Annotated in this window: 13 protein-coding genes; 7 read left to right on the forward strand and 6 right to left on the reverse strand. The window is 64.9% G+C overall.

Annotated features, from left to right (window positions below; all coding sequences use genetic code 11):
• Nucleotides 1-117: 117 nt before the first annotated feature.
• Both hemB and ppk1 read left to right on the forward strand, forming a co-directional pair.
• A complete protein-coding gene (hemB, locus tag CK486_RS15240) occupies nt 118-1,128 on the forward strand; it encodes a porphobilinogen synthase (RefSeq protein ID WP_095941167.1) in 1,011 nt (336 codons plus the stop codon).
• 22 nt (nt 1,129-1,150) lie between these two features.
• Nucleotides 1,151-3,346: a polyphosphate kinase 1 gene (ppk1, locus tag CK486_RS15245; RefSeq protein WP_095941168.1), complete on the forward strand. Its 2,196-nt coding sequence runs from the start codon at nt 1,151-1,153 to the stop codon at nt 3,344-3,346.
• 80 nt (nt 3,347-3,426) lie between these two features.
• On the opposite strand, the gene ppx is transcribed toward ppk1, so the two are convergent.
• Nucleotides 3,427-4,929: an exopolyphosphatase gene (gene ppx, locus CK486_RS15250; RefSeq protein WP_095941169.1), complete on the reverse strand. Its 1,503-nt coding sequence runs from the start codon at nt 4,927-4,929 to the stop codon at nt 3,427-3,429.
• A 194-nt stretch (nt 4,930-5,123) separates the two neighbouring features.
• Between ppx and trxA the strand changes: the two genes are divergently transcribed.
• From trxA to CK486_RS15270, 4 genes are all read left to right on the forward strand, one after another.
• Nucleotides 5,124-5,450, forward strand: coding sequence for a thioredoxin TrxA (gene trxA / locus CK486_RS15255; protein ID WP_095941170.1), 327 nt, complete (start codon nt 5,124-5,126; stop codon nt 5,448-5,450).
• Between the two features lie 228 nt (nt 5,451-5,678).
• Nucleotides 5,679-6,938: a transcription termination factor Rho gene (rho, locus tag CK486_RS15260; RefSeq protein ID WP_095941171.1), complete on the forward strand. Its 1,260-nt coding sequence runs from the start codon at nt 5,679-5,681 to the stop codon at nt 6,936-6,938.
• Nucleotides 6,939-7,107: 169 nt separating this feature from the next.
• Complete coding sequence (gene ubiD, locus CK486_RS15265; protein ID WP_095941172.1) at nt 7,108-8,577, forward strand: 4-hydroxy-3-polyprenylbenzoate decarboxylase; 1,470 nt, start codon at nt 7,108-7,110, stop codon at nt 8,575-8,577.
• Nucleotides 8,574-9,542, forward strand: coding sequence for a CDP-6-deoxy-delta-3,4-glucoseen reductase (locus tag CK486_RS15270; RefSeq protein WP_095941173.1), 969 nt, complete (start codon nt 8,574-8,576; stop codon nt 9,540-9,542). Before ubiD ends, CK486_RS15270 begins: the two co-directional genes overlap by 4 nt.
• Before the next feature lie 62 nt (nt 9,543-9,604).
• Here CK486_RS15270 and CK486_RS15275 read toward each other — a convergent pair whose 3' ends face one another.
• Entirely contained in the window at nt 9,605-10,582 is a 978-nt protein-coding gene (locus CK486_RS15275; protein WP_095941174.1) for an NADPH:quinone oxidoreductase family protein, read from the reverse strand.
• 180 nt (nt 10,583-10,762) lie between these two features.
• Between CK486_RS15275 and CK486_RS15280 the strand changes: the two genes are divergently transcribed.
• Nucleotides 10,763-11,191 (forward strand): flagellar basal body-associated FliL family protein, encoded by a 429-nt coding sequence (locus CK486_RS15280; RefSeq protein WP_095941217.1) that lies wholly within the window; start codon nt 10,763-10,765, stop codon nt 11,189-11,191.
• A gap of 133 nt (nt 11,192-11,324) precedes the next feature.
• On the opposite strand, the gene CK486_RS15285 is transcribed toward CK486_RS15280, so the two are convergent.
• From CK486_RS15285 to CK486_RS15300, 4 genes are all read right to left on the reverse strand, one after another.
• Complete coding sequence (locus CK486_RS15285; RefSeq protein ID WP_095941175.1) at nt 11,325-12,434, reverse strand: ABC transporter permease; 1,110 nt, start codon at nt 12,432-12,434, stop codon at nt 11,325-11,327.
• 1 nt (nt 12,435) lies between these two features.
• Entirely contained in the window at nt 12,436-15,171 is a 2,736-nt protein-coding gene (rbbA, locus tag CK486_RS15290) for a ribosome-associated ATPase/putative transporter RbbA (protein ID WP_095941176.1), read from the reverse strand.
• 28 nt (nt 15,172-15,199) lie between these two features.
• Nucleotides 15,200-16,159: an HlyD family secretion protein gene (locus tag CK486_RS15295; RefSeq protein WP_095941177.1), complete on the reverse strand. Its 960-nt coding sequence runs from the start codon at nt 16,157-16,159 to the stop codon at nt 15,200-15,202.
• Between the two features lie 103 nt (nt 16,160-16,262).
• Nucleotides 16,263-16,715 carry an EVE domain-containing protein gene (locus tag CK486_RS15300; protein ID WP_095941178.1) on the reverse strand — a complete coding sequence of 151 codons (453 nt, stop codon included), beginning with the start codon at nt 16,713-16,715 and terminating at the stop codon, nt 16,263-16,265.
• Nucleotides 16,716-16,898: the final 183 nt, after the last annotated feature.

A 16,898-nucleotide genomic window follows, 5' to 3' on the forward strand; every position in this document is an offset into this window, starting at 1 on the left:
GGCACCCTGTCGCAGAGCTGTCCTGTCTAAGATCGGTGCGCGCCTTCATCTATTGTTCATAATGTCGCGTTATACCTGCCACGCTGCGCCCATATCGTCTGGGCTCTGGAGTTCGCCGTGAGTTTCACCCCCGCCAACCGCCTGTTTCCTGCCACCCGCCTGCGCCGCAACCGGCGTGATGATTTCTCCCGCCGTCTGGTGCGCGAGAACCGCCTGAGCGTGGATGACCTGATCCTGCCGGTATTCGTTCTCGACGGTGAAAACCGCCGCGAAGCCGTGCCGTCGATGCCGGGCGTGGAGCGTCTGTCCATCGACCTGCTGCTGCAGGAGGCCGAGGAGCTGGTGGCGCTGGGCATTCCGGCGCTGGCGCTGTTTCCGGTGACGCCGCTGGAGAAGAAGTCGCTGGACGCCAGCGAGGCGTGGAATCCGGACGGCATTGCCCAGCGCGCGACCCGTGCGCTGCGTGCCCGTTTCCCCGAGCTGGGCATCATCACCGACGTGGCGCTGGACCCGTTCACCACCCACGGGCAGGACGGCATCATCGACGAGAACGGCTATGTGCTGAATGACGTCACCGTCGATGCGCTGGTCAAGCAGGCGCTGTCCCATGCCGATGCCGGCGCCCAGGTGGTGGCACCCTCGGACATGATGGACGGCCGCGTACAGGCGATCCGCGAGGCGCTGGAGCTGGCCGATCACGTCAACGTGCGCATCATGGCCTACTCGGCCAAGTACGCCAGCGCCTACTACGGCCCGTTCCGCGATGCGGTCGGCTCGGCCGGCAACCTCGGCAAGGGCAACAAGCTCGGTTACCAGATGGACCCGGCCAACGGCAACGAGGCGCTGCACGAAGTGGCCGCCGACCTCTCCGAAGGTGCCGACATGGTCATGGTCAAACCGGGCATGCCCTACCTGGACATTCTCTGGCGGGTCAAAGAGGAATTCCGCGTGCCGACCATGGTCTATCAGGTCAGCGGCGAGTACGCGATGCACATGGCGGCCATCCAGAATGGCTGGCTCAGCGAAGCGGTGATCCTCGAATCGCTGCTGTCTTTCAAGCGCGCGGGTGCCGATGGCATCCTTACCTATTTCGCCAAGCGCGCGGCGCAATTACTGAAAAACGGGTGAGCATCACCCCACGGGAACACCGATGAATACCGAAGGACTCAAGGAAGTGGAACTGTCGACCGCCGAGGTGCAGGAGCCTGTGGCTCTGCCGGAAGCGCCCGTCGTGGAGGCCGTGCCGGAGCCGGTGGCGGCGCCGCTGGTGACCAATCTGGACGACAGCAGCCTGTACATCCACCGCGAGATTTCCCAGCTAAAGTTCAACATCCGCGTGCTGGAGCAGGCGCTGGATGAGTCGCACCCGCTGCTGGAGCGCCTGAAGTTTCTGCTGATCTTCTCCAGCAACCTGGATGAGTTCTTCGAGATTCGCGTGGCCGGGCTGAAGAAGCAGATCACCTTCGCCCGCGAGCAGGCCGGCGCCGATGGCCTGCAGCCGCACCAGGCGCTGGCGCGCATCAGCGAGCTGGTGCATGTGCAGGTAGAGCGCCAGTACGCCATTCTCAACGATGTGCTGCTGCCGGCACTGGCCAAGCACAACGTCAACTTCGTGCGCCGGCGTAACTGGTCGACCAAGATCAAGGCCTGGGTGCGTCGTTACTTCCGTGACGAGATCGCGCCGATCATGACGCCGATCGGCCTCGACCCGACCCACCCGTTCCCGCTGCTGGTGAACAAGAGCCTGAACTTCATCGTCGAGCTGGAGGGCGTGGATGCCTTCGGCCGCGATTCCGGTCTGGCGATTCTCCCGGCGCCGCGTCTTCTGCCGCGGGTGATCCGCATCCCGGAAGAGGTCGGCGGCCCCGGCGACAACTTCGTGTTCCTCTCCTCGATGATCCATGCCCATGCCGATGACCTGTTCCAGGGCATGAAGGTCAAGGGTTGCTACCAGTTCCGCCTGACCCGCAACGCCGACCTGTCGGTTGATGCCGAGGACGTGGAAGACCTGGCGCGCGCGCTGCGCGGCGAGCTGTTCAGCCGTCGTTACGGCGATGCGGTGCGCCTGGAGGTGGTCGACACCTGCCCGAAACACCTGTCGGACTACCTGCTCAAGCAGTTCAACCTGTCTGAGAGCGAACTGTATCAAGTCAACGGGCCGGTCAACCTGACCCGTCTGTTCAGTGTCACCGGCCTGGACAGTCACCCGGAGCTGCAGTTCAAGCCGCTGACACCGGTGATCCCCAAGCTGCTGCAGAACAGCGAGAACATCTTCAGCGTGGTGAGCAAGCAGGACGTGCTCCTGCTGCACCCGTTCGAGTCGTTCACCCCGGTGGTCGACCTGTTGCGCCAGGCGGCCAAAGACCCGCATGTGCTGGCGATCAAGCAGACCCTGTACCGCTCCGGGGCCAACTCGGAAATCGTCGATGCCTTGGTCGAGGCGGCCCGCAACGGCAAGGAAGTCACCGCGGTGATCGAGCTGCGCGCGCGCTTCGACGAGGAGTCCAACCTGGCGCTGGCCAGCCGTCTGCAGGCCGCGGGTGCAGTGGTGATCTATGGCGTGGTTGGCTTCAAGACCCACGCCAAGATGATGCTGATCCTGCGCCGTGAGAACGGCGAGATCACCCGCTATGCGCACCTGGGCACCGGCAACTACCACGCCGGCAACGCCCGCCTGTACACCGACTACAGCCTGCTGACCTCCGATGACGCCCTGTGCGAGGACGTCGCCAAGCTGTTCAGCCAACTGATCGGCATGGGCAAGACCCTGCGCATGAAGAAGCTGCTGCATGCGCCCTTCACCCTGAAGAAGACCCTGCTCGACCTGATTGCCAAGGAAACCGCTGTGGCGGCCGAGGGCCGGCCTGCGCACATCATCGCCAAGTTCAATTCGCTGACTGATCCCAAGATTATCCGCGCACTGTACAAGGCCAGCCAGGCCGGGGTGCGCATCGATCTGGTGGTGCGCGGCATGTGCTGCCTGCGCCCGGGCGTACCGGGGGTGTCGCATAACATCCATGTGCGCTCGATCATCGGCCGCTTCTTGGAGCACACGCGAGTGTTCTACTTCCTCAATGAGGGCGAGGAAAAGATCTACCTGTCGAGTGCCGACTGGATGGAACGCAACCTCGACAAGCGCGTGGAGACCTGCTTCCCGGTGGAAGGCAAGAAACTGCTGACGCGGGTGAAGAAGGAGCTGGAGTCGTACCTGACCGACAACACCCAGGCCTGGGTGTTGCAGAGTGATGGCACCTACCAGCGCTTGCACCCTACCGGCAACCAGCATGCGCGCAGCGCCCAGGGACAACTGCTGGAGCGCCTGACCACGCCATTGCCGGTGCGCTGAGTCGGTATTCGCCGGGGACCGGCAGATGCAAAAAGGGCGAACCCATTGGGTTCGCCCTTTTTCATTGCGTCGCTGTCACATCAGTGGATGTGCAGCTGGTACCCGGTGCGCTGTAGCCACACGGCCTCGGCCTCGAAGTCGGCCTGGGTCAGCGGGTTAGCCTCCAGCCAGCCGGCCGGGAAGCGTACCTGCAGACTGCGGGGTTCAGCCAGAAGCTGCACCTGGGGCATTTCCTGGGTGCCGCGGATGTGGTGGAAGAGGATAGCGAAGCGCAGCAGGATGCACAGGCGCACCAGCTTGTCGCCTTCGTGGCCGAAGTCGCCCAGCTTGTCCGCCGGGATATTACGCCGGTGGCCGCGCACCAGCAGGGCCAGCATCTGCTGATCCTGACGGGAGAAGCCCGGCAGGTCGGAGTGCTCGATCAGGTAGGCGCCGTGCTTGTGGTAGTGGTAGTGGGCGATATCCAGGCCGATTTCGTGCACGCGGGCGGCCCATACCAGCAGATCGCGGTGCCATTCATCGTCCAGGCCCCAGGCGGGAGCCACCTGTGCCAGTGCCGAGAGTGCCTTGGCCTCGACCCGAGCGGCCTGCTCCAGATCGACGTGGTAGCGCTCCTGCAGGGCGCTGAGGGTGCGCTCGCGCACGTCCTCGTGGTGATGGCGGCCGAGCAGATCGTAGAGCACGCCTTCGCGCAGGGCGCCTTCGGAATGGCTCATGCTCTGCAGTTCGCAGGCGTCGAAGATGGCTTCGAGAATGGCCAGGCCCGCCGGGAAGATGCTGCGGCGGTCCGGCTTGACCCCGTCGAGTTCGATCTTGTCGACCTCGCCGAGTTTGAACAGCTTGCGTTTGAGCAGGGCCAGGCCGTCGGCGGTGACTTCGCCGTTGCTCAGGCCCAGGCCCTTGATCGCCTGGCCGACAGCCTTGATGGTGCCGGAGGCGCCGACCGCGTCCTGCCAGCCATGGCGGCGCAGGGCATGCTCGATGCTCATCAGTTCCAGGCGCGCGGCGGTATAGGCCTGGGCATAGCGTGCCGGGGTGATCTTGCCGTCCTTGAAATGCCGCTGGGTATAGCTGACACAGCCCATCTGCAGGCTTTCACGCAGCAGCGGTTCGAAGCGCAGGCCGATGACGAACTCGGTGCTGCCGCCGCCGATATCGCAGACCAGGCGATTGCCCGGGGTGTCGGCAATGCTGTGGGAGACGCCGAGGTAGATCAGGCGGGCCTCTTCGCGGCCGGAGATGACCTCCACCGGGTGGCCTAGCACGGCTTCGGCACGGCGGATGAATTCGCTGCGGTTGCGGGCTTCGCGCAGGGCATTGGTGCCGACGATGCGCACCGAGCCCTGCGGCATGCCCATGATCAGCTGGGCAAAGCGGCGCAGGCAGTCGAGGCCGCGCTGCATGGCCTCTTCGCTGAGCTGGCGCTGCTCATCCAGCCCGGCGGCCAGCTGAACCTTTTCGCCCAGACGTTCAAGAATGCGGATTTCGCCGTGGTCGACCTTGGCCAGGACCATATGGAAACTGTTCGAGCCGAGGTCGATGGCGGCGACCAGGGAGAACGCTTCGGCAGGGGTGTGTGGCATGCGACGGCTCTCGTGGAAAAACCCCGTCATCCTGCCACGAAGCGGGGGGCAGGCCAATGCGACAAGCTGTACTTGATCGGCAAAACCTTGCGTGCCGATAGTGAGACTCAATAGTCAGTGCCTTTCGAGATGGCGCAAGGCCGGCTATGATGGCCGCTGTTTTTTACTCGCGTATGCGCAACCGGAGATTTCCTATGAGCGAGCATATCGTCAACGTGTCCGACGCCAGCTTCGAGCAAGACGTGCTCAAGTCCGAGAGTCCGGTACTGGTCGACTACTGGGCTGAGTGGTGCGGTCCGTGCAAGATGATCGCCCCGGTGCTGGACGAGATCGCCAAGGACTATCAGGGCAAGCTGAAAGTCTGCAAGCTGAACATCGACGAGAACCAGGACACCCCGCCGAAGTTCGGCGTCCGTGGTATCCCGACCCTGATGCTGTTCAAGAACGGCAATGTCGAGGCCACCAAGGTTGGTGCCCTGTCGAAGTCGCAGCTGGCGGCCTTCATCGACGCCAATCTGTAAGACTCCAGGAAAAAGCCCCGCACTCTGCGGGGCTTTTTCTTGATCAAGGCTGGACGCACCGGCAGACGCGGTGCTACATTCGGCCCGCAGCGCGTGAAAAACCGTTGCCTCTCCTGCCGTCGCCGACGATACCAATTCGAATACGTACCGCGAACCTGTCGCCTTCCACGCGGCACGGCACCCAAAGCTCAGTGCTTTCTTCCCTCTCTTCTTATCTACGTCATTCCTATGAATCTGACCGAACTCAAGCAAAAGCCGATTCCCGAACTGCTGGAAATGGCCGAACAAATGGGCCTGGAAAACATGGCCCGTTCGCGCAAGCAGGACATCATCTTTGCGCTGCTGAAAAAGCACGCCAAAGGCGGTGAAGAGATTGGCGGGGACGGCGTGCTGGAGATTCTCCAGGACGGTTTCGGTTTTCTGCGCAGCGCCGACTCTTCCTACCTGGCCGGCCCGGACGACATCTATGTCTCGCCCAGCCAGATCCGTCGCTTCAACCTGCGTACCGGTGACACCATCGTCGGCAAGATCCGTCCGCCGAAGGAAGGCGAGCGCTACTTCGCCCTGCTCAAGGTCGATTCGATCAACTTCGACCGTCCGGAAAACGCCAAGAGCAAGATTCTCTTCGAGAACCTGACGCCGCTGTTCCCCACTCAGCGTCTGAAGATGGAAGCCGGCAACGGCTCCAAGGAAGACCTGACGGCGCGCGTGATCGACCTCTGCTCCCCGATCGGCAAGGGCCAGCGCGGTCTGATCGTTGCTCCGCCGAAGGCGGGCAAGACCATCATGCTGCAGAACATCGCGTCCAACATCACGCGCAACAACCCCGAGTGCCACCTGATCGTTCTGCTGATCGACGAGCGCCCGGAAGAAGTGACCGAGATGCAGCGCACCGTGCGCGGCGAAGTGGTGGCTTCCACCTTCGACGAGCCGCCGACCCGTCACGTGCAGGTCGCCGAGATGGTGATCGAGAAGGCCAAGCGCCTGGTCGAGCACAAGAAGGACGTGGTCATCCTGCTCGACTCCATCACCCGTCTGGCGCGTGCCTACAACACCGTGATCCCGAGCTCCGGCAAGGTACTGACCGGTGGTGTCGACGCCCATGCCCTGGAGAAGCCCAAGCGTTTCTTCGGTGCCGCGCGCAACATTGAGGAAGGCGGTTCGCTGACCATCCTCGCCACCGCGCTGGTGGAAACCGGTTCGAAGATGGACGAAGTGATCTACGAGGAATTCAAGGGCACCGGCAACATGGAGCTGATCCTCGATCGCCGTGTTTCCGAGAAGCGTGTGTTCCCGGCCATCAACATCAACCGTTCGGGCACCCGTCGCGAAGAGCTGCTGACTGGTGAGGAAGAGCTGTCGCGCATGTGGATTCTGCGCAAGCTGCTGCACCCGATGGACGAAATCGCGGCCATCGAGTTCCTCCTCGACAAGCTGAAAGACAGCAAGACCAACGATGAGTTCTTCCTGTCGATGAAGCGCAAGTAACCCCAGCGGTTGCGCGTTTCACCCAACAAGGCCGGGGCAACCCGGCCTTGTCGTGTCTGCCTTCTTCTGAATAGCTGACTTCAGCGCTAAACTTTAGGCCTTTGGCGCTAAAAGCCGGCCTTTGGTCTAAGTTCAGGCCTTTTCTGCGCGCCCCCTGTGAGGCTCAAGCATGCAGTATCGCGACCTTCGCGACTTTATCCGCGGTCTGGAACAGCGCGGTGAACTCAAGCGCATCGCCACGCCGGTTTCCCCGGTGCTGGAAATGACCGAAATCTGCGACCGCACCCTGCGCAAGGGCGGCCCGGCGCTGCTGTTCGAAAACCCCACCGGGTTCTCCACTCCGGTGCTGGGCAACCTGTTCGGCACGCCCAAGCGCGTGGCGCTGGGGATGGGCGCCGAGGATGTTTCCGAGCTGCGCGAGATCGGCAAGCTGCTGGCGTTTCTCAAGGAGCCCGAGCCGCCCAAGGGTCTGAAGGATGCCTGGAGCAAGCTGCCGATCTTCAAGAAGGTCCTGGCCATGGGCCCGAAGGTGCTCAAGGATGCGCCCTGCCATGAAGAGATCATCGAAGGCGACGATGTCGACCTGAGCCAGCTGCCGATCCAGCACTGCTGGCCGGGCGATGTGGCGCCGTTGATCACCTGGGGTCTGACCATCACCAGGGGGCCGAACAAGGAGCGGCAGAACCTCGGCATCTACCGCCAGCAGGTCATCGGCCGCAACAAGGTGATCATGCGCTGGCTCAGCCACCGCGGCGGTGCTCTGGACTTCCGCGAGTGGTGCGAGAAGTTTCCCGGCAAGCCCTACCCGGTGTGTGTGGCCCTCGGTGCCGATCCCGCCACCATTCTCGGCGCCGTGACACCGGTGCCGGATACCCTCTCCGAATATGCCTTTGCCGGCCTCTTGCGTGGCCACAAGACCGAGCTGGTCAAGGCCATCGGTTCCGACCTGCAGGTGCCGGCCAGTGCCGAGATCGTGCTGGAAGGGCATATCTATCCGGGCGAGACCGCGCCGGAAGGCCCCTATGGCGATCACACCGGTTACTACAACGAGGTCGATACCTTCCCGGTGTTCACCGTCGAGCGCATCACCCAGCGGCGCAAACCGATCTACCACAGCACCTACACCGGCCGGCCGCCGGATGAGCCGGCGATTCTCGGCGTGGCGCTTAACGAAGTGTTCGTGCCGATCCTGCAGAAGCAGTTCCCGGAGATTACCGACTTCTACCTGCCGCCCGAAGGTTGCTCCTACCGCATGGCGGTGGTGACCATGAAGAAGCAGTACCCCGGCCATGCCAAGCGGGTGATGCTCGGCGTCTGGTCGTTCCTGCGTCAGTTCATGTACACCAAGTTCGTCATCGTCACCGACGACGACATCAACGCCCGCGACTGGAATGACGTGATCTGGGCCATCACCACGCGCATGGACCCCAAGCGTGACACGGTGATGATCGACAATACGCCGATCGACTACCTCGACTTCGCCTCGCCGATCTCGGGTCTGGGCAGCAAGATGGGGCTGGATGCCACCCACAAGTGGCCGGGCGAAACCAGCCGCGAATGGGGCCGGGTGATCGAGCGCGACGAGGCGGTGGTCCGGCGCGTCGATGAGCTGTGGGCGCAGCTCGGGATCGATGGATGAAAATCACTCTCCAGCCGGCCGGGGCGCAGATCGAAACGGCGCCGGGCGAACGCATTCTCGATGGTGCCCGGCGTCTCGGCTATGACTGCCCGCAGAGCTGCCGCAACGGCAACTGCCATATCTGTGCGGCTCTGCTGGTCGAGGGCCGTGTGCGTCAGGCCGGCGCCGAGCTGGATCACGGCGAACTGCTGGCCTGCATGGCCGAACCGCTGGAAGACTGCGTGCTGCACTGGGACGGCGTGCGCGAGCGTGGCGTGCTGCCGGTGCGCAGTCTGGCCTGCCAGCTGACCGAGTGCGTGGCCGTGGGGGGCGACGTGTTCCGCGTGCGTCTGCGCGCCCCGGCGGGCAAGCCGCCACGCTATCACGCCGGGCAGTACCTGCTGATCGAGCGGCCCGGCGACGAGCCGGCAGCCTTCTCCATTGCCTCGGCGCCCCACTGTGGCCGCGAGCTGGAGCTGCACATCCTCGCCCGCGAGGAGTCGGCCCAGCGCCTGCTGGCCCGGCTGCAGGCCGAGGGTCTGGCCCGCGTACAGCTGCCGTTTGGCGATACCCATCTGGCCGAGTTGCCGCCCGGGCCGCTGGTGCTGATTGCCGCCGGCACCGGCATGGCGCAGATGCACAGCCTGATCGAGCATTGCCGCGCGGCCGGCTTCGCCCAGCCGGTGCACCTGTACTGGGGCGCGCGCACAGCGGCGGATTTCTATGAGCTGCCGCACTGGGCCGAGTGGCAGGGGCTGGCCAACCTGACGCTGCACCGCGTGGTCAGCGACGAGCCGGGCTGGGCGGGGCGTCAGGGCCTGCTGCACCAGGCGGTGCGCGAGGACTTTGCCGACCTCAAGGCGCTGCACGTGTATGCCAGCGGTTCGCCACAGATGGTCTATGGCACCCTCGATGCGCTGGTCGAGGCCGGCATGGATGCTCATCAGATGCGCGCCGACGTGTTCGCCTACGCGCCGCGCGACTGACACGGCATGCACAAATGAAAAGGCCGCCCGAGAGGCGGCCTTTTTGCTGAACGAGCGACGTCTCAGCGCGTGGTCACCACCACCTTGCCCACGGCCTTGCGCTTGGCCAGGGTATCGATCGCGTCGCCGGCCTTTTCCAGCGGGAAGGTCTGCGAGACCAGCGGCTTGAGCTTGCCTTCGCCATACCAGGCAAACAGCTGCTGGAAGTTGGCCACGTTGTCCTGCGGCTGGCGCTGGGCGAAGGCGCCCCAGAACACACCGATCAGCGCAGCGCCCTTGAGCAGCGGCAGGTTGGCCGGCAGGGCCGGGATTTCGCCGCTGGCAAAGCCGATCACCAGCATGCGGCCGTTCCAGGCGATGCTGCGGAAGGCTTCCTCGAACAGTGGGCCGCCAACCGGGTCGTAGATCACGTCGACGCCCTGGCCCTTGGTCAGGGTCTTCAGCTCGTCCTTCAGGCACTGCTCGCTGTAGTTGATCAGGTGATCGGCGCCGGCGGCTTTGGCTACTGCGAGCTTCTCCGCGCTGCTGGCGGCAGCGATGACGGTAGCGCCCATGGCCTTGCCGATTTCCACGGCGGCCAGGCCGACACCGCCGGAGGCGCCGAGCACCAGCAGGGTTTCACCGGCCTGCAGGTTGCCGCGCTGCTTGAGCGCGTGCATCGAGGTGCCGTAGGTCATGCTGAAGGCGGCGGCGGTGGTGAAGTCCATGCCTGCGGGCATGGGCAGCACGTTGTAGGCCGGCACGGCGACCTGCTCGGCGAAGCTGCCCCAGCCGGTGAGGGCCATGACCCGGTCGCCGACCTTGAACTGGCTGACCTTCTCGCCGACGGCGCTGATCACGCCGGCCGCTTCACCACCCGGAGAGAAGGGAAATGGCGGCTTGAACTGGTACTTGCCCTCGATGATCAGGCTGTCGGGAAAGTTCACCCCGGCGGCATGCACGTCCAGCACCACCTCGGTTTTCTTCGGTTCCAGGTTGGCGACTTCTTCCAGCACCAGGGTTTCGGCGGGGCCGAAGGCTTTGCACAGCACTGCTTTCATCGGGGCTTCCTTGATAAGGCTCTGACATGAAGTTGTTATGAGGTTATCGGGCCAGTGTAGGGGGCACCGGGCGCGGGTCAATCAGCATGGCTGTACCTGATGACGGCGCATAACCGCCGGGCTTGGGCCTGCGTCTGACAATGGCTATGCTAGGCGTATTCGTCTTGGAGAATGCCCGCCGTGAAAACCCCGATTGCGTTGCTGTTGGCCCTGCTGATCCCGTTCACCGCCCTGGCCAGTAGCGGTGGCGAGGAAGAAGAGGGCAAGGAAGGCGAGAAGAAAAAGCCGGAGATTCTTTACGTCGGCCTCACCCCGGCGCTGGTCGGCAACTACGGCCCGGGCCCGAAACTGAAGTACTACAAGGCCGATATCGCCTTGCGTGTGACCGGCAAGAAGACCGAAGAGCAGGTGACCTACCACGAGCCGCTGATCCGCAATCAGCTGGTGCAGCTGTTCAGCCAGCAGACGGATGAGAGCATGGGTAGCGTAGAGGCCAAGGAGGCGCTGCGTCAGGAAGCGCTCAAGCAGGTGCAGCAGGTGCTGCAGCAGGAAACCGGCAAGCCGCTGGTGGACGACCTGCTGTTCAACAACCTGATCGTTCAGCCCTGAAAACCTACTGCGCACCCCTGATCCGGGGTCGCGCAGTGCTCGGCGTCCTCATGTATCGCCACATACACTCCGGCGCCTGCGCGCTGGGCTCCCCCGGCTGAGGGGCGCTCGCTATGGTTTTCGTCTTTCCCGCTCAGGCCGCCAGGGTACGGCGGAAACGCGCCAGGGCAATCAGGAAGAAGGCGAGGCCGATGCCGGTCAGGGCCGCGATGTCCGGCCAGATCACACTGACGCCGGCGTCGCGGAACAGGATCGAGGTCGACAGCGTGACGAAGTGGGTCGAGGGCGAGAACTGCATCAGGTTCTGCAGCCAGACCGGCATGCTGTCCAGTGGCGTGGTGCCGCCGGAGAGCATCAGCATCGGAATGATCACCGGGATCGCCAGCAGGCCGAACTGCGGAATCGAGCGCGCCAGCGTGGCGAGGAAGATACCGATAGCCGTGCAGGCAAACAGATAAAGCGCGGTGACGCCGAGGAACAGCGGCAGCGAACCGGTCAGGGGCACGCCCAGCGCCCAGCCAACCACCAGCTCCAGCGACAGCCAGGTGCAGCACACCACCACCAGCGCGTTGCTCCACACCTTGGCTAGCATGATTTCCAGCGCCGTCAGTGGCAGCACCAGCAGATGGTCGAGGGTGCCGTGCTCGCGTTCGCGCAGCAGCGCGGTGCCGGTGAGGATGATCGCCAGGATGGTGACGTTGTTGACGATCTGGATCACCCCGAGGAACCAGCCACTTTCCAGGTTGCTGTTGAACAGCGCACGGCTGGCCAGACTGGTGATCTGGTCCGGGCTCTGCTGGGCGGCGTCGTACAGTTCGCGCTGGAAAATCCGGCGGATGTAGCCGGCGCCCATGAAGGCCTGACTCATGGCCGTGGCATCGACATTCACCTGCAGCGCAGGCTGGCGCCCGGCCAGCAGATCGGCCTGGAAGTTGGCCGGCACATTGATCACGAAGGTGTAGCGCCCGCTGTCCAGTGCCGGGTCCATGTCTGCATAGCTGATCAGCGCCGGCGGCTGGAACTGGGGCTGCTGCAGGGCTTCGGCCAGACGGCGGGACAGGCTGCTGTGGTCTTCGTCGACAAAGGCCACGCTGGCATTGTGCACTCCGATCACCGAGCCGGCGGCCGGCATGTAGATGGCCACGCTGAAGGCATACAGAAGGAACAGCAGCAGTACGCTGTCGTGCCGCAGGCTGGTCAGCTCCTTCAGGCCCAGCCGGTAGATGTGCGCCAGCTGCTTCATCTCAGGTCTCCTGCTTCTTCAGCAGCGCCACCGACAGCAGCGAAAACGTCAGAAAGAAGCCCAGCAGCGCCAGACACTGCGGCCACAGCTCCGCCAGCCCGAGGGCCTTGGTGAAGGTGCCCACGGCGATGTCGAGGAAGTAGCCGGCGGGGAACAGGTTACCCATCAGCGCGGCGCCGCCGTCCAGCGAGGAACGCGGCACGATCAGCCCGGAGAACTGGATGGTCGGCAGGGTGGTGATGATCATGGTGCCGAGGATGGCGGCGATTTGGGTGCGGGTGAAGGATGAAATCAGCAGGCCCAGACTGGTGCACGCCAGCACATAGAGCAGGCCGCCCAGAGCCAGAGTGCCCGCGCTGCCCTTGAACGGCACGCCGAACAGCCAGCGGTTGAGGGCGACCAGCAGGGCCAGGTTGAGCAGGCTCAGCGCCACGTAGGGCAGCTGCTTGCCGAGGAGAAATTCCAGGCGGCTGAGCGGTGTGGCGTAGAAGTTGGTGATCGAGCCCAGCTCCTTCTCGCGCACCACCCCCAGAGCGGTCAGCATGGCTGGGATCATGGCCAGCACCAGTGCCATCACCCCGGGGCCGATGGCGTTTACGCTGATCACGTCCTGGTTGTAGCGGAAGCGGGTTTCCAGCCGCAGCGGTGCCGGCGCCGGTGCCGGCGCGTTGGATTCCATGGCCAGGCGCTGCAGATTGGCCTGGTGCACGGCCTCGACATAGTTGCGGCTGGTTTCGGCACGGAACGGCATGCCGCCATCCAGCCAGACGCCGACCTGCGGCTGCCGGCCGGCCTGCAGGTCGCGGCCGAAACCGGGGGGAATCTCCAGAGCCAGCTTGATCTCCGAGCGCTGCAGACGCCGGTGCAGCTCCTGCGGCGAGGATATCGGTTCATGCTCGGCGAAGTAGCGCGAGCCGCGGAAGGCTTCGAGGTAGGCGCGGCTTTCTGCGGAGTTGTCCTGATCGAAGACGGCAAAGGCCAAGTCCTCGACATCCAGCGAAATGCCGTAGCCGAAGATCACCATCATGAACAGCGCGCCGGCCAGGGCGAAGGCCAGGCGCACCGGGTCGCGGCGCAGCTCCTTGCCTTCGCGCGAGGCGACGGCCCGCAGGCGGCGCAGGCTGAAGCCGCGCTGCGCCGGTAGCACGGGTGCGCTGGCAGCGGGCTGAGACTCCGGCTGCTCCCTTGTGGCGCTGTCACCCTGGGCCTGCTCCAGGCAGTGGACGAAGGCTTCTTCCAGGCTGTCGCCGCCCAGTTGCGCCTGCAAGGCCGCTGGGGTGTCACAGGCCAGCACTTCGCCTGCGTGCATCAGCGAGATGCGGTCGCAACGCTCGGCCTCGTTCATGAAGTGGGTGGACAGGAAGATGGTCACGCCCTGTTCACGTGACAGTTCCACCAGCAGGCGCCAGAAGTCGTCGCGCGCGGCCGGGTCGACCCCGGAGGTCGGCTCGTCGAGGATCAGCACTTCCGGGCGGTGGATCACCGCCACCGCCAGCGACAGGCGCTGGCGCAGGCCCAGCGGCAGTTCGCCGGCCTGATCGTCGGCATGGGCGACGAGGTCGAAGCGTTCGATCAGGGCCTGGCTGCGCGCCTGTCCCTCGGCCTTGGGCAGGTCGAACAGGCGGGCGTGCAGTTCCAGGTTCTGCCGCACGCTCAGCTCGCCGTACAGGGAGAAACTCTGCGACATGAAGCCGACGCGCTTGCGCGTGGCCAGGTCGCCGGCGTCCACCGCCTGGCCGAGCAGCCGGGCGCTGCCCTCGCTGGCCGGTAGCAGGCCGGTGAGCACCTTCATGGTGGTGGTCTTGCCGCAGCCGTTGGAGCCGAGGAAACCGAAGATTTCGCCGCGGCGTATGGCGAAGTTGACCTGCTTGACCGCCGTGAAGTCGCCGAAGCGCAGGGTCAGGTCATGCGCCTCGATGGCGATCTCGCGTTCGCCACCCGTCTCCGGGGAAATGGGCAGCGGCGGGATTTCCAGTGGCACATGCTGGCGTGCGCTGCCGCCCTGAAAGTGGGTGAAGGCATCATCCAGCTTGCCGCTGGCGGTGCTGGCTGCCAGATCCGCGGTCAGACCGGCGGCCAGCAGGCGGCCCTGGTCGAGCATCAGGCAGTGTTCGAACTGTGCGGCTTCCTCCATGTAGGCGGTGGCCACCAGCAGGGTCAGCTGCGGGCGCTCACCGCGCACCCGCTCGACCAGCTCCCAGAAGCGCCGGCGCGACAACGGGTCGACCCCGGTGGTCGGTTCGTCGAGGATCAGCAGGTCCGGTTCGTGGATCAGCGCGCAGCACAGGCCGAGCTTCTGCTTCATGCCGCCGGAGAGCTTGCCGGCCGGGCGTTCGGCGAAACGGTCCAGGTCGGTGGCGGCCAGCAGGCGTGCCATCTGCTCGTCACACTGCTGGCGCGACAGGCCGAACAGGGTGGCGAAGAAACGGATGTTTTCGCGGATCGACAGCTCGGGGTAGAGGTTGTGGCCCAGGCCCTGAGGCATGAAAGCGATGCGCGGGTACAGGCTGGCGCGGTGACGACGCTGGTCGATCGGGCCGCCGAGTACTTCCAGCGTGCCCTGTTGCAGGGTTTTTACCCCGGCGATCAGACCGAGCAGGCTGGATTTTCCGGCACCGTCCGGGCCGATCAGGCCGCAGCGGCTGCCGGCCGGCAGGCTGAAGCCGATGTCGCTGAGCGCCGTCTGCCGCCCGTAGGCGTGGCCGATGCCGCTGGCCCGCAGTGCCAGCTCAGTCATGCGCGGGACTCGGCGTGTTCACGGCCGTTCACTGCAGGTTGGCCGGCCAGGCCACGTCGGCACTGCGCACATAACCGGCGCCGGGCATGCCCGGTTTGGCCTGGGGCACGGCGGCCGGGTCGGTCAGGCGCAGCTTGACGCGGAACACCAGCTTCTGCCGCTCGTCGCGGGTCTCGACTTCCTTGGGGGTGAACTGCGCCTTGCTGGCGACATAACTGACTTTGGCCGGCAGCACCTGCTCGGGCAGGGCGTCGAGGACGATGCGTGCCTCGTCGCCCTGGGCCAGGCGACCGGCGAGGGCGGCGGGCAGGTACAGGTTCATGTACTGGTCGGCTGGGTTGATCAGCAGCAGCACGCGGCCGCCGGCGCCCAGCACCTCGCCGGGCTCGGCCAGGCGCAGCTGGACGATGCCCGGCATCGGCGCGAGCAGGCTGCTGTCGTCGATCTCGCTGGTCAGCTGCGCCACCTGCGCCTCGGCCGCGCCAATGGCGGCGCGCGCGGCGCTGACCTGAGCATTGGCGGCGTTCAGGGCGGCGCTGGCCGTGTCGTGGCGGTTCTGCTGCTGATCGAGCATCTGCCGGCTGGTGTGGCCGCGCTGGAACAGCTCGCGGAAACGCTTGAGCTCCTGTTCGGCCAGGCGCATCTCGCTGGCGCGCAGGTCCACGGTGGCCAGGGCGGCGGAGAGGTTCTCCCGGGCCCGCAGCACTTCTGCGCTGGCCTGATCGCGCTGGGCCTCCAGTGTGCGGGTATCCAGGCGGGCTAGGAGCTGGCCTTTCTCCACCCGGTCGCCCTCGTCGACCCGCACCTCGGCCAGGCGGCCCGGATATTTGCTGGCGATCTGTACTTCGGTGGCTTCCAGGCGGCCGTTGCCCTGGCTGATGCCTTCGGGCAGACGGTCATGGATGGACTTCCAGTAGCCGAAAGCCCCCACGCCAAGCAGGGCGGCGACCAGAGGGATGGCAAGCAGGCGGGCTGGGCGGTGCGACATGGGGCAACTCCGGACGAGGCTGCGCTGATTATCCCGGACCTGAGCGGCGCAGCGTCATGATAAAGGTCAATGCCAGGCGGCTAACTTGCCCGCCCGGACAGCTTCAGCGCAAGTCGAGAATGGCCTGCCACTGCCCGGCCGTGACCGGCATCACCGACAGCCGCGTGCCCTTCTGCACCAGCGGCAGTTCGGCCAGTGCCGCGCAGGCTTTCAGGCGGGGCAGGCGGATGACCTCGGCAAAGGTTTCCACGAAGGCCACATCGCGGGCGCTCCAGGGGTTTTTCTCGGCGCTGGCCTTGGCATCGAAATAGTGGCTGGCGGGTTCCAGTGCGGTGGGGTCGGGGTAGGGCTCGCCGACAATCCGGCCGATACCGGCAATGCCCGGCTGCGGGCAGCTGGAGTGGTAGAAGAAGAACAGATCGCCGGGCTGCATGGCGCGCACGAAGTTGCGCGCCTGATAGTTGCGCACGCCATCCCAGCGCGCCTGCCCGAGGCGCTGCAGGTCGCGGATGGACAGTTCGTCAGGCTCGGATTTCATCAGCCAGTACTGGGGCATGGGGTTTTCCTGTACGGATCCTTGGGGCATTTCCGGCAGATCTTGCCTGTTCTGCGGCGATCGTGGCGAAAAATTGCACATCGCTTCACGTTGTCAGACAATGCGGGGGATTAAGCTTGGCACTGCCGTGCGACCTAACAATAAAAACAATGCTGTCGACCATCGTGGTCAGTTTGCCTTTTA

It is taken from the genome of Pseudomonas sp. HAR-UPW-AIA-41, from assembly GCF_002304225.1.
GTDB lineage: Bacteria > Pseudomonadota > Gammaproteobacteria > Pseudomonadales > Pseudomonadaceae > Aquipseudomonas.

What these genes read in the sequence shown, in the direction of transcription:
- ppk1 (WP_095941168.1), top strand. Translation starts at nt 1,151, where the DNA reads ATGAATACCGAAGGACTCAAGGAAGTGGAACTGTCGACCGCCGAGGTG.
- ppx (WP_095941169.1), bottom strand. Translation starts at nt 4,929, where the DNA reads ATGCCACACACCCCTGCCGAAGCGTTCTCCCTGGTCGCCGCCATCGAC.
- trxA (WP_095941170.1), top strand. Translation starts at nt 5,124, where the DNA reads ATGAGCGAGCATATCGTCAACGTGTCCGACGCCAGCTTCGAGCAAGAC.
- rho (WP_095941171.1), top strand. Translation starts at nt 5,679, where the DNA reads ATGAATCTGACCGAACTCAAGCAAAAGCCGATTCCCGAACTGCTGGAA.
- ubiD (WP_095941172.1), top strand. Translation starts at nt 7,108, where the DNA reads ATGCAGTATCGCGACCTTCGCGACTTTATCCGCGGTCTGGAACAGCGC.
- CK486_RS15270 (WP_095941173.1), top strand. Translation starts at nt 8,574, where the DNA reads ATGAAAATCACTCTCCAGCCGGCCGGGGCGCAGATCGAAACGGCGCCG.
- CK486_RS15275 (WP_095941174.1), bottom strand. Translation starts at nt 10,582, where the DNA reads ATGAAAGCAGTGCTGTGCAAAGCCTTCGGCCCCGCCGAAACCCTGGTG.
- CK486_RS15285 (WP_095941175.1), bottom strand. Translation starts at nt 12,434, where the DNA reads ATGAAGCAGCTGGCGCACATCTACCGGCTGGGCCTGAAGGAGCTGACC.
- rbbA (WP_095941176.1), bottom strand. Translation starts at nt 15,171, where the DNA reads ATGACTGAGCTGGCACTGCGGGCCAGCGGCATCGGCCACGCCTACGGG.
- CK486_RS15295 (WP_095941177.1), bottom strand. Translation starts at nt 16,159, where the DNA reads ATGTCGCACCGCCCAGCCCGCCTGCTTGCCATCCCTCTGGTCGCCGCC.
- CK486_RS15300 (WP_095941178.1), bottom strand. Translation starts at nt 16,715, where the DNA reads ATGCCCCAGTACTGGCTGATGAAATCCGAGCCTGACGAACTGTCCATC.